This is a genomic window from Pseudomonas sp. R19M, assembly GCF_050312585.1.
In the GTDB taxonomy this organism is placed as follows: domain Bacteria; phylum Pseudomonadota; class Gammaproteobacteria; order Pseudomonadales; family Pseudomonadaceae; genus Aquipseudomonas; species Aquipseudomonas palleroniana.
Genome location: NZ_JBNPJV010000048.1, coordinates 19,596 through 32,015 on the forward strand (window position 1 = coordinate 19,596; position 12,420 = coordinate 32,015).

The 12,420-nt window shown below is 60.1% G+C and carries 12 protein-coding genes; 6 read left to right on the plus strand and 6 right to left on the minus strand.

The window, feature by feature from the left end:
- Positions 1-16 precede the first annotated feature (16 nt).
- Genes ACQRBT_RS08700 through ACQRBT_RS08715 form a run of 4 tightly spaced genes read left to right on the plus strand, consistent with a single transcriptional unit; the run spans position 17 to position 3,513 of the window.
- A complete protein-coding gene (locus ACQRBT_RS08700; protein WP_060756475.1) occupies positions 17-1,165 on the plus strand; it encodes an MlaE family ABC transporter permease in 1,149 nt (382 codons plus the stop codon).
- Positions 1,162-1,965 carry an ABC transporter ATP-binding protein gene (locus tag ACQRBT_RS08705; RefSeq protein ID WP_060756476.1) on the plus strand — a complete coding sequence of 268 codons (804 nt, stop codon included), beginning with the start codon at positions 1,162-1,164 and terminating at the stop codon, positions 1,963-1,965. The genes ACQRBT_RS08700 and ACQRBT_RS08705 overlap by 4 nt, the downstream gene beginning before the upstream one ends.
- A gap of 1 nt (position 1,966) precedes the next feature.
- Positions 1,967-2,905, plus strand: a complete 939-nt coding sequence (locus ACQRBT_RS08710) for an MlaD family protein (RefSeq protein ID WP_060756477.1) — start codon at positions 1,967-1,969, stop codon at positions 2,903-2,905.
- Positions 2,902-3,513 (plus strand): ABC-type transport auxiliary lipoprotein family protein, encoded by a 612-nt coding sequence (locus ACQRBT_RS08715; protein WP_412047619.1) that lies wholly within the window; start codon positions 2,902-2,904, stop codon positions 3,511-3,513. The genes ACQRBT_RS08710 and ACQRBT_RS08715 overlap by 4 nt, the downstream gene beginning before the upstream one ends.
- 93 nt (positions 3,514-3,606) lie before the next feature.
- Here ACQRBT_RS08715 and ACQRBT_RS08720 read toward each other — a convergent pair whose 3' ends face one another.
- From ACQRBT_RS08720 to ACQRBT_RS08740, 5 genes are all read right to left on the minus strand, one after another.
- Complete coding sequence (locus tag ACQRBT_RS08720; RefSeq protein WP_060756479.1) at positions 3,607-4,836, minus strand: nucleoside recognition domain-containing protein; 1,230 nt, start codon at positions 4,834-4,836, stop codon at positions 3,607-3,609.
- 95 nt (positions 4,837-4,931) lie between these two features.
- Complete coding sequence (gltP, locus tag ACQRBT_RS08725; protein ID WP_060756480.1) at positions 4,932-6,263, minus strand: glutamate/aspartate:proton symporter GltP; 1,332 nt, start codon at positions 6,261-6,263, stop codon at positions 4,932-4,934.
- Between the two features lie 746 nt (positions 6,264-7,009).
- On the minus strand, positions 7,010-7,477 hold the full coding sequence (locus ACQRBT_RS08730) for an inhibitor of vertebrate lysozyme family protein (RefSeq protein ID WP_060756481.1): 468 nt from the start codon (positions 7,475-7,477) through the stop codon (positions 7,010-7,012).
- Positions 7,478-7,479: 2 nt separating this feature from the next.
- Positions 7,480-7,644, minus strand: a complete 165-nt coding sequence (locus ACQRBT_RS08735; protein ID WP_003170804.1) for a DUF1328 domain-containing protein — start codon at positions 7,642-7,644, stop codon at positions 7,480-7,482.
- 78 nt (positions 7,645-7,722) lie between these two features.
- Complete coding sequence (locus ACQRBT_RS08740) at positions 7,723-8,013, minus strand: hypothetical protein (RefSeq protein ID WP_060756482.1); 291 nt, start codon at positions 8,011-8,013, stop codon at positions 7,723-7,725.
- Between the two features lie 390 nt (positions 8,014-8,403).
- Here ACQRBT_RS08740 and algB point away from each other — a divergent pair, with 390 nt between their 5' ends.
- Positions 8,404-9,750: a sigma-54-dependent response regulator transcription factor AlgB gene (algB, locus tag ACQRBT_RS08745; RefSeq protein ID WP_060756483.1), complete on the plus strand. Its 1,347-nt coding sequence runs from the start codon at positions 8,404-8,406 to the stop codon at positions 9,748-9,750.
- A gap of 10 nt (positions 9,751-9,760) precedes the next feature.
- Entirely contained in the window at positions 9,761-11,548 is a 1,788-nt protein-coding gene (locus tag ACQRBT_RS08750) for an ATP-binding protein (protein ID WP_104995119.1), read from the plus strand.
- A 24-nt stretch (positions 11,549-11,572) separates the two neighbouring features.
- On the opposite strand, the gene ACQRBT_RS08755 is transcribed toward ACQRBT_RS08750, so the two are convergent.
- Complete coding sequence (locus ACQRBT_RS08755; protein ID WP_198761132.1) at positions 11,573-12,349, minus strand: N-acetylmuramoyl-L-alanine amidase; 777 nt, start codon at positions 12,347-12,349, stop codon at positions 11,573-11,575.
- Between the last annotated feature and the right edge of the window lie 71 nt (positions 12,350-12,420).

Genomic DNA, 12,420 nt, shown 5'->3' on the forward strand with positions numbered 1-12,420 from the left:
GACAAGCTCGGAGCTTATGACCACCAGTACGACGGCCGGCGCAGCCCACCTCGATACGTCCACCACTCCGCCGTTACTCAGGATTACGGGGGACTGGACGCTTGCCCACTACGCCCACCTGAAAAAGCTGTCGAACACGCTCGACGGCCAATACGACGCCGGTGCCCACATCGACCTCAATGGCCTCGGCACTTTGGATACCGCCGGCGCATCGCTGCTGGTGGAACTGCTGGGCCCGGACCGTATCGAGCACTCCGCCGAGCGAGCCGATTGCAGCCTGTCCGCCGCCGACCGCGCCTTGCTCAAGACCGTCTACCACTCGTTGAATGATTTCTGCGTGCCGCTCAAGGAACCCGAAGAAGCCACCGGCATTCAACTGCTGGCCCGCATCGGCCGAGCGGTAGACACGGTGTGGCAGGACGCGATGAAACTGCTGGGTTTTATCGGCCTGATCCTCGAAACCTTCGCCCGTGGCATTTTGCGCCCCAAACGCTGGCGCCTGACGCCCATGGTGGCGCATATCGAACAAACCGGCCTCGACGCCGCGCCCATCGTGGCCCTGCTGACGTTTCTGGTGGGTGCCGTGGTGGCGTTCCTTGGGGCCACGGTGCTCAAAAGTTTCGGCGCGACGATATTTACCGTGGACCTGGTAGCCTTCTCATTTCTGCGCGAATTCGGCGTACTGCTCACCGCGATCCTGATCGCCGGCCGCACCGCCAGCGCCTTCACCGCGCAAATCGGCTCGATGAAGGCCAACGAAGAAATCGACGCCATCCGCACCCTGGGCCTGGACCCGATGGAACTGCTGGTCCTGCCTCGTGTGTTGGCGCTCTTGGTGGCGCTGCCGATGCTGACCTTTCTGGCGATGCTCTCGGGGATCATTGGTGGCGGCGTCGTGTGTGCGGTGGCGCTGGATATCTCGCCGGCGATGTTTCTCTCGCTGCTGCAATCGGACATCGGTGTGCAGCACTTTCTGGTGGGCATGGTGAAGGCACCGATCTTCGCCTTCCTGATCGCCGCCATCGGTTGCCTGGAAGGCTTCAAGGTCAGTGGCAGCGCCGAGTCGGTCGGCGCCCACACCACCTCCAGCGTGGTGCAATCGATTTTTGTAGTGATCGTGCTGGATGCGGTCGCGGCGATGTTCTTCATGGAGATGGGCTGGTGAGTCGTCTACACCGTGCGCCCACTGAGGCGGTCATTGAAGTACGCGGGCTGTGCAACCGCTTCGGTAGCCAGAGCGTGCACGAGAACCTCGACCTGGATCTGTATAAAGGCGAGATCCTTGCGGTGGTCGGCGGCTCCGGCAGCGGTAAGTCGGTGCTGTTGCGCAGCATCGTCGGCCTGCGCCGGCCCAACGAAGGCGAGGTGCGCGTGTTCGGCAAGAACCTGCCGAACCTGTCGGAACATGAACGCTCGCTGGTGGAACGGCGCTTTGGCGTGCTGTTCCAGAAGGGCGCGCTGTTTTCTTCGCTGACCGTCACCGAAAATGTCGCCCTGCCATTGATCGAACACGCCGGCCTCAGCCGCGCCGACGCCGAGCATCTGGCGGCGGTCAAACTGGCGCTGGCCGGGCTGCCGCTGTCGGCGGCCGACAAGTACCCGGCGTCGCTGTCCGGCGGCATGATCAAACGCGCAGCCCTGGCCCGAGCGCTGGCGCTGGACCCGGACATCCTGTTTCTCGATGAACCCACCGCCGGCCTCGATCCGATCGGCGCGGCGCAATTCGACCAGTTGATCCTGACCCTGCGCGATGCCCTGGGCTTGAGCGTGTTCCTGGTCACCCACGACCTCGACACGCTATACACCATCACCGACCGCGTCGCGGTGCTGGCTCAGAAAAAAGTGCTGGTGGCGGACGCCATCGATATCGTCTCGGAAACGGACGACGCCTGGATTCACGAATATTTCCACGGCCCCCGTGGCCGCGCGGCGTTGGATGCCGCTCAATCGCTCAACGAGGTATGACATGGAAACCCGAGCCCATCATGTGATGATCGGTCTGTTCAGCGTAATCGTGGTGGTCGGCGCGATGCTATTTGGCCTGTGGCTGGCCAAGTCCAGCGTCGACAGCGCCTTTCAGGATTATGAAGTCGTGTTCAACGAGGCGGTCAGCGGCCTGTCCCAGGGCAGCTCGGTGCAGTACAGCGGGATCAAGGTAGGGGATGTCACCAGCCTGCGCCTGGACCCCAAAGACCCACGCCGCGTACTCGCCCGCATCCGCCTGGCCGGGCAGACGCCGATCAAGGAAGACACCCAGGCCAAACTGGCCCTGACCGGTATCACCGGCACCTCGATCATCCAGCTCAGCGGCGGTACACCGCAAAGCCCGGTACTCAAGGGCAAGGACGGTAACCTGCCGGAAATCATCGCCTCACCGTCGCCCATCGCACGCCTGCTGAACAACAGCAACGACCTGATGACCAGCGTCAACCTGTTGCTGCACAACGCTAATCGCGTCTTCTCCGGCGAGAACGTCGAGCGTTTGAGCAAAACCCTGGACAACTTGCAGCAAACCACCGGTGCCATCGCCGACCAGCGCGGCGATATCAAAGTGGTGATGCAGCAGTTGCTGCAGGTGAGCAAGCAGGCCGGCGCCGCGCTGGAGCAAACCACCACGCTGATGCGTAGCGCCAACGGGCTGCTCAATGAGCAAGGCAAGCAAGCTTTCGGCAGCGCTGAGCAGGCGATGAAATCCCTCGAACAAAGCACCGCGACCCTCAACACCTTGCTGACCGACAACAAAGACTCGGTGAACAGCGGCATGCAGGGTCTCAACGAACTGGCACCGGCGGTGCGTGAACTGCGCGAAACCCTGGGTTCGCTGCGCGCCATCTCCCGTCGCCTGGAAGCCAACCCCAGTGGCTACTTGCTGGGCAGCGACAAGAACAAGGAGTTCACGCCATGAAGCGTGCTTACCAAATGATCGCCCCTCTGGCACTGGTGCTGGTCGGCGCGTGCTCGATCCTGCCCAAGGCCGACCCTTCGGACGTGTACCGTCTGGCCTCGACCCAGACAGCGACCCAAGTTGCAGCGGTCAGTTGGTCGCTGCGTATCGCTAAGCCGCAAACCAGCGAATTTCTCGACAGCCCACGCATTGCCGTGGTGCCTGATGGCAACCTGATCAGCAGCTATGCCAATTCACGCTGGAGCGACCCATCGCCCGTCTTGCTGCGCAATCGGTTCATGGACGGCTTCCAACGTGATGGACGGGTGACGCTGCTGAGTACCGATGAGACCAACTTGCAAGCCGACTATGAGCTGGGCGGGCAGTTGCAGGCGTTTCAGAGCGAATACCGGGGCGGGGCGGTGGAAGTGGTGATCCGCCTGGATGCGCGGCTGGTGCGCGGCAGTGATCAGCGGATCATCGCCAGCCGGCGATTTGAGGTGCACCAGCCGGTAAGTGATACCAAGGTGCCTGCGGTGGTTGCCGCATTCGGGCTGGCGGGAGACCAGTTGAACAGGCAGGTGGTGGATTGGGTGGTGGCGCAGGGCAATGCTACTGCGAAACGCTGAGGGCCTCATCGGGAGCAAGCCCCCTCCCACATTTTGATCTGTGAATACATTCAAACGGTGGGAGGGGGCTTGCTCCCGATAGCGGTCTAAGGGTTAGCCGAAGAACCAGTAGCATACCGCAATAGCCGCCACCACGCCGGCAAACTCCGCCAGCAACGCACACCCCACCGCATGCCTGGCTCGCTGGATGCCCACCGAGCCGAAGTACACCGCCAACACATAAAAGGTGGTTTCCGTACTGCCCTGGATCGTCGCCGCCACCAGCGCCGGGAAGCTGTCCACGCCCTTGGTCTGCATGGTCTCGATCAACAGCGCCCGCGCCGCGCTGCCGGAAAACGGCTTGACCATTGCGGTCGGCAACGCGTCGACAAAGCGCGTATCCATGCCCGTCCAGGCCACCACATGACGAATGCCTTCCAGGCCGAAGTCCAACGCTCCGGAGGCGCGCAGCACACCCACGGCGCAAAGCATCGCCACCAGGTACGGCAGCAGGTTCTTGGCCACGTCGAAGCCTTCCTTGGCGCCCTCGACAAACGCTTCGTACACCTTGACCTTGCGCAACGCACCGATTACCAGGAACAGCATGATCAGGCCAAACAGCGTCAGGTTGCCGAGGATCGAAGACAAGCTTGCCAACGCCGTGGCAGACAAGGTCGCCAGCAACGCCATGAAACCACCCAACACCAAGGCGCCGGGAATCAGGTAGGCCAGCACCACCGGGTCCCACAGCCGCAAGCGCTGCATGATCGCCACCGACAGCAGGCCGACGAGGGTCGAAGCGCTGGTGGCCAGCAGGATCGGCAGGAACACCAGCGTCGGGTCGGCGGCGCCTTGCTGCGCGCGGTACATGAAGATGGTCACCGGCAGCAGCGTCAGCGACGAAGCGTTGAGCACCAGGAACAGGATCTGTGCGTTACTTGCGGTGTTGGGGAGGGGGTTGAGTTCTTGCAGTGCCTTCATCGCCTTGAGGCCAATCGGCGTGGCGGCGTTGTCCAGGCCCAGGCCGTTGGCGGCGAAGTTCAGGGTGATCAAGCCAATGGCCGGATGGCCGGCGGGCACCTCGGGCATCAGGCGCCGAAACAGCGGGCCGAGGGCCTTGGCCAGCCAGTCGACGATGCCGGCTTTTTCAGCGATGCGCAAAAAACCCAACCACAGCGTCAAGGTGCCGAACAGCAGCACCATCACTTCCACCGACAGTTTGGCCATGGCGAAAATGCTTTCCACCATCGCCGCGAAAATCCCGGCGTTACCGCCGACCAGCCATTGCGCCAGTGCCGACACCATTGCCACGACAAAGAAGCCAAGCCACAGGCCATTGAGCATCAGATGAATCCCCCGAAAGATGGGGCGAATGATAGCGGGGCTGACAGAAACGACAAACCCCGGATTTCCCGGGGTTGGTTCAGATCACATTGCTATCAGCTACGGCTGGTCTCGCCGATCACCGAGGCTGTCTTGCTGCGCCAGTGCGGCAGGGAGTTCCAGTAGCGCTCACCCTTGGCGTCGTCGTACATGCCTTCCCAACGGGAGATGACCAATACGGCCAAGGCGTTGCCAATGACGTTGAGTGCGGTACGCGCCATGTCCATGATGCGGTCGACACCGGCGATGAACGCCAGGCCTTCCAGCGGAATACCCACACTGCCCAGGGTGGCCAACAGCACGACGAAGGACACACCCGGCACGCCGGCGATACCTTTGGAGGTGACCATCAGGGTCAGCACCAGCATCAGTTGCTGGCCGACCGACAGGTCGATGCCGTACAGCTGGGCGATAAAGATCGCCGCGATGCTCTGGTACAGCGTCGAACCGTCGAGGTTGAACGAGTAGCCGGTCGGCACCACAAAGCTGCAGATAGCTTTCGGCGCACCGTAGGCTTCCATCTTTTCGATCACGCGTGGCAGCACGGTCTCGGAACTGGCAGTGGAGTAGGCCAGTACCAGCTCATCCTTGAAGATGCGGATCAGCTTGAGGATCGAGAAGCCAAACAGACGAGCGATCAGGCCCAGCACCGCAAAGGCGAAGAACAGGATGGCGACGTAGACCAGAATCACCAGCTTGGCCAGCGGCAGCAAGGAAGCAAAGCCGAAGTTCGCGACCGTCACCGCGATCAGTGCAAAGACGCCGATCGGGGCGTACTTCATGATCATGTGGGTGACTTTGAACATGCTCTCGGAGACGCCCTGGAACATTGTCACCAGCGGCTCGCGCAGCTCAGGCTTGAGGCTCGACAAGCCCAGGCCGAACAGCACCGAGAAGAAAATGATCGGCAGCATTTCGCCACGGGCTACGGCGGCAAAGATGTTCGATGGAATCAGGTTGAGAATGGTCTCGATGAACGCATGCTCATGCTGCACTTCAGCAGCCGTGGCGGTGTACTTGGAGATATCGACAGTGCCCAGGGTGCTCATGTCGATACCCGCGCCCGGGTGGAACAGGTTGGCCAACAGCAGGCCGACCACGATGGCAATGGTGGTGACGATTTCGAAGTAAAGGATGGTTTTGACACCAATCCGGCCGAGCTTTTTCGCGTCACCGACCCCGGCAATGCCGACGATCAGAGAGGAAATCACAATCGGGATCACGATCATCTTGATCAGGCGGATAAAGATATCGCCCGCTGGCTGCAACACATTGCTGATCCACCAGGCTTTTTCAGCACTGAAATGGTTGAGCACTGCACCGATTGCGATCCCCAGCACCAAACCGATGAGGATCTGCCAGGCGAGGCTTAGCTTTGCCTTCTTCATGTCATTACCCTTACTTCAAGTGGACTTAAGGCGAATGCGCCAGCTGGAACGCTCGAAAGCGAAAAAGTGTGAGCATCGGCCTCCATGGAAGGTCACCGCAGCGTGGCCGAAATGGCTTACTGGCAGGCGAAAAAAGGCGCAACTATTCCGATGCAAGGGAGCGACGTCTAATGCCGTAAACGCCTACCCTATGCCGAATCGGCATGAGTTTTTTTGATAATAACTGTCCGAATGGTCAGTTCAAATGCGACATATTGTCTGGCAAATATGCCGTGAACCTGCCAAACCCGGCTCGCTCAGAGATGCTGGACGACTTTCAGGCGGTGGCGCAATTGCCCGGAAAATCCATGACCTAGCGCCAGAAGTGTCCTATGGTGCGGCAAAAAATTTCTCGATAGATGGTCACGCCGACATACCCAGTAATGGTTAGTCAGCAGCGAAAGAGAAAATAGTTGCTATGCGCGGTATGCGAAGAGCGGCATGCGAGGCGGATGATGAGAGTCATAAGCTCGCCGCAAGTTCAGCAAGCAAAAAAACACTTGTGAACTGGCGTCGCAGCTTTTCGCCTGACCCGGCCCTCGCGCAGGCACTCCCTGTGCCCGTAGGTCACGCCGATCTCGATCGATCAGAGCAACCCGGCCCCCTGGTCATGCATCGCCCTTGGCGAGCGATGCAGACAGAAAGAAGCGCAGCGGCTTCTTTCTATGGATGCAGGTTTCGTAGACGCGGCAAGCGTCAGACGCAACCTAGTACCAATTCGGATCTTTCTTGAGCTGCTCCATCAGCAGCTTTTGCATGCCTTCGTCCGGCTTGCCAAGGAAACGGTAGTCCGCGTGGCGTGTCGGCGACTTGTCCGCCGGCAACCCGGCCGGTACCTGTACCAACATGGCGTAGGCGTGCTTCTTGTCATAACTGAACGCGACGATCAGACGCTTGCTGCGACAGGTGTCTGCCGTCTCGCAGAGCGGCCCCACCAAGTACTTGTCGCCATCCTCTTCGACGGCATTCATCTGCTCGGCCGCGCCCGACAAGTTCATGACCCATTCCGGCAGGCGCTCTTCTTTCTTCACCACGCCTTGCCAGGTCTCACGAAACTGCGAATCGGAACTCAGCAACTCGTTGGCCCGGGATTGGCCGTCATTGGCGGCCATTGCCCAACTACTGCCGCCCAGAAGCAGGACGGCAGCCAAGGTTTTAAAGGACGAAGTGGTCATAGTCAGCCTCGGCCGCGACGACCAAAGAAGAACGAAGCGATGAACATCACCAGGAAAACCACGAACAGGATCTTGGCGATACCCGTAGCGGTGCCCGCGATACCACCGAAGCCCAAGACGGCAGCCACAATGGCGATGATCAGAAATGTGATAGCCCAACTCAACATGGTGATTCTCCTTACGCTTCTATAGGGGTAACAGGGGTATTACCGTGCAGCCGCTCAACCAGAACGACCTTTTCTTGCCTAGAACACCCAACGTTCTTGGACGGGCAGTTCGCCCAGGGTGGAATCCTGATCGACCACTCTCAATTGCGGAGCCGTCACGTTGCCAAGAGAACGGCTCTCAAGAGAAGAGAAATGGGTCTGGGTCATGATCGGACGTTCAAACTGAGGGACTTGCTGCTGATGACTCTGCTGCCAAGCCTGCATTTGCTGCCCGACAATCAACGTGACCATCAGCGCCAGGCTGGCAAAAAGACCTTGCTGCAAACGCAGGGACGAAATACGCAGTTGGCTGAGGTGTTGACGAGTCATGCTGTATTTCTCCCGCATTCTGATTATTCGTTCATGACACTGTTGGGAGAGTTATTGCAGAGTGCATGCCAGTTTTTTTAAACAAAAAAACCCAATAAAATCATAACGTTACGACTTTGCTTTGAAGGCGCCGCCCAGCATCCTGCACGATGCCCTGCCCAGGGCCGTGCGAATTGCACGATAGCCAATGGTCGGGTAAAGGGATCGAAAGCCCTCATCGAGTTGCCGAAGTGGCACGAAGGCATGAATACGCCACTAATCAGCGGGTTTGTAGGAAGGCGCGCAGATAGCTGCACGAAGATGCTTTTTATGAATCAGAATGAACCATGCAACTTGCCCGATTATTCCGGGACTAACCACCATCATTCATAGTTAAGGAGCGCGGGACAGATGGAATCAGCCAAGGAACTTCAAGGCCGCATTCTTTTAGTGGATGACGAATCCGCAATCCTGCGCACGTTCAGATACTGCCTGGAAGACGAGGGCTACACCGTAGCCACAGCCAACAGCGCCGCCCAAGCCGATGCCTTGATGCAACGCCAAGTGTTCGACCTGTGTTTCCTCGACCTGCGTCTGGGCGAGGACAACGGCCTGGACGTACTGGCCCAGATGCGCATCCAGGCACCGTGGATGCGTGTGGTGATCGTCACCGCGCATTCGGCCGTGGATACCGCCGTGGACGCCATCCAGGCCGGTGCCGCCGATTATCTGGTCAAGCCATGCAGTCCTGACCAATTGCGCTTGGCCACGGCCAAGCAGTTGGAAGTGCGCCAATTGTCGGCACGCCTGGAGGCGCTGGAAGGCGAAGTGCGCCAACCCAAGGACGGCCTCGACTCCCACAGCCCGTCCATGATGGTGGTGCTGGAAACCGCACGCCAAGTGGCGGGTACCGACGCCAATATCCTGATCCTGGGCGAGTCCGGTACCGGTAAAGGTGAATTGGCCCGCGCCATTCATGGTTGGAGCAAGCGCGCGAAAAAATCCTGCGTCACCATCAATTGCCCGTCGTTGACAGCGGAGTTGATGGAAAGCGAGCTGTTCGGCCACAGCCGCGGCGCGTTTACCGGCGCCAGCGAGAGCACATTGGGCCGAGTCAACCAGGCCGATGGCGGAACGCTTTTTCTCGACGAGATTGGCGACTTTCCACTCACGTTGCAACCCAAGTTACTGCGTTTTATCCAGGACAAAGAGTACGAGCGTGTCGGCGACCCCGTGACCCGACGGGCCGATGTGCGCATCCTCGCAGCCACCAACTTGAACCTGGAAGACATGGTGCGCGACGGCCGCTTCCGGGAAGACTTGCTCTACCGCCTCAACGTCATCACCCTGCACCTGCCGCCGCTGCGCGAACGCAGTGAAGACATCCTGACCCTGGCCGACCGTTTCCTGGCGCGGTTCGTGAAGGAGTACGCACGGCCCGCCCGAGGGTTCAGTGATCAGGCACGCGAAGCGCTGCTCAACTATCGCTGGCCGGGCAATATCCGTGAGCTGCGCAACGTGGTGGAGCGGGCCAGCATCATCTGCCCTCAAGAGAAGGTCGAGATCAGCCATCTCGGCATGGCTGAACAGCCGACCAACAATGCGCCACGCATCGGCGCGGCGCTGAGCCTGGACGAGCTGGAGAAAGCGCATATCGGCGCTGTGCTCGCCACCAGCGACACCCTGGACCAGGCGGCACGCACGCTGGGCATCGACGCGTCGACCCTGTACCGCAAACGCAAACAGTACAACCTGTGAACCACACCCTATGAAGCTTGCGATGAAACTGCGTACTCGGTTGTTCCTGAGTATCTCAGCGCTGATCAGCGTCGCCCTGCTGGGGTTGATCCTGGGCCTGGTCAGCGTCATGCAAATGGCCAAGACCCAGGAGTCATTGATCCGCAGCAGCTTCATCAACCTGGAACTGGGGCTCAAGCTGCGCCAGAGCCTGGGCGACCAGTTGATCATGATGCTGGAAAAGCCGCCTGACACGCAGGCGTTGCAAGCCTCCAAGCAACACTATTTCGAACTGCTGGACCAGGGCATCGCCCATGAACAGCAAAACGGTCGCGGCAATGGCTTCAGCCAGGCGCGCATCGACTACCAAAACCTGCTGGAAGCGTTTGACAAATCCCAGCAGCCATCGCCGCCGCCCGGCAGCAGGGAACAACTCACCGAAGCCTTCAATGTGTTGCGCAACGGCCTGATCGTCGATCATAAGCAGGCTCTGGAAAACATCAGCAACAGTGAACACGAGTCCCGCGAACGCGCGCTGGTAATCTCCGGCCTGCTCGGGCTGGTCGGGCTTGCGGTGCTGATCATCGGTTTCATCACGGCACATGGCATCGCTCGACGCTTCGGCGGGCCCATCGAAGCGCTGGCTAAAGCCGCCGACAAGATCGGGCAGGGCGACTTTGAAGTCACCCTGCCCATCTCCTCGGCAGCAGAGATGAACCAGCTGACGCGCCGCTTCGGCATCATGGCCGAAGCATTGCGCCAGCATCAGGCGACCAATGTCGACGAGCTGCTGGCCGGCCAGCAACGCCTGCAAGCGGTGCTCGACAGTATTGATGACGGCCTGCTGATGATTGACCGCCAAGGCTGCCTGGAACACCTCAACCCCGTGGCACAGCGCCAGTTGGGGTGGGACGAGGAACGCCTCGGCCAGGGCCTGGGTGAGGCTCTCGCACGCCCGGAAATGGATGAACAACTGCAACTGGTGTTGCGCGGCGGCAATCTGGAGCGAGCACCGGAAGATCTGGAGGTGGAAGTCGAAGGCGAGTTGCGCCTGCTGACCTACAGCCTGACCCCGGTGAGCCATACCCAGGGGCATATTCTCGGAGCGGTGATGGTGCTGCACGACGTTACGGAGCAGCGCGCCTTTGAGCGGGTGCGCAGCGAGTTTGTCCTGCGCGCCTCCCATGAGTTACGCACGCCGGTGACCGGCATGCATATGGCCTTCGGCTTGTTTCGCGAGCGGGCAAAGTTTCCCGCAGAGTCCCGGGAAGCGGACTTGCTGGATACGGTCAACGAAGAAATGCAGCGCCTGATGCAGTTGATCAACGACTTGCTGAATTTTTCGCGTTACCAGAATGGCCTGCAGAAACTCACTCTGGCGCCGTGCGATATCACGGACTTGCTGGAGCACGCCCAAGCGCGGTTTGCGGAACCGGCGAATGCACAACACATCGAGTTGCTGGTGGAAGCCCAAGCCGATTTGCCGCGACTGCACGCTGACCAGGCCCAACTGGAGCGCGTGCTCGACAATCTGCTGGCCAATGCCCTGCGCCATACCGCCGAAGGCGGGCAGATTCGCCTGCAGGCCCGTCGCCATGGCGAACGAGTGATTATCAGCGTGGAGGATAACGGCGAAGGTATCGCGTACGGCCAACAGGGACGCATCTTCGAACCTTTCGTACAAGTGGGCCGCAAGAAAGGCGGCGCCGGCCTTGGACTGGCGCTGTGCAAGGAGATCGTGCAATTGCACGGGGGCCGCATGGGTGTGTACTCACGGCCAGGGCAGGGCACACAGTTCTACATGGCACTGCCCTTGTAGGCGAGCGTCTACCCGCGCCGGCGATTAGCGATGATTCAACGCACTCAAGATCGCGGCACTTTCGGCATCCGGCGTGCCGTCAAACAGCGATGGCCTGAAATGCATCTGGAAAGCCGCTATTACATGGCGCGTGGCGATATCCAGCTCGCCGGTTTGAGGTGTCTGGTAGCCCAGGCGCGCCAGCTCTTCCTGGAACCAGGCCACGCTCGGCAACTGCGCGGCATACTGCGCCTGGAAACGAGCGACTGCCTGCGCGTCCGGCCAGGCTCCCAACCCTTCAGCCGCCAACCGTTTCCACGGAAACAGTGGGCCTGGATCAAGCTTGCGCAGCGGCGCGATATCGCTGTGACCGATGATGTGCTTAGGGTCAATTCCGTTGCGCTTGCTGATGTCTTTCAACAGCACGATGAGTGACTGTACCTGCGCCTCGGAGTACGGGTACCAGACGCGGCCTGTCGGGGTGTCGCGATACCCCGGGTTGACGATTTCGATACCGATGGAACTGGAGTTGAGCCAGGTGCGCCCCAACCACTCGCTCTCGCCTGCATGCCAGGCCCGCTGGCTCTCATCCACCAACTTGTAGATAGTGCCCGAGGCATCGTTACCAATCAGGTAATGGCTGCTGACCTGGCCGTGGGTCAACAGGGCCAAGGAACGCTCAAGGTTGGCGGAGGTGTAATGGACGATGACGAACTGTATGCGGTTGTCGTGGTTCGCCGAAGGGTGGCTGGTATCGAGACGGGGGCCGCTTGCACAGCCGGCGAGTAGAAGAAACACAAAAGCGATGTACAGGGATTTCATGGCAGATCACGTTACACTGAAGACGATAATGCAACAGTGTAACGTATGAAGGGTAGCGCGGCGGTCAAATC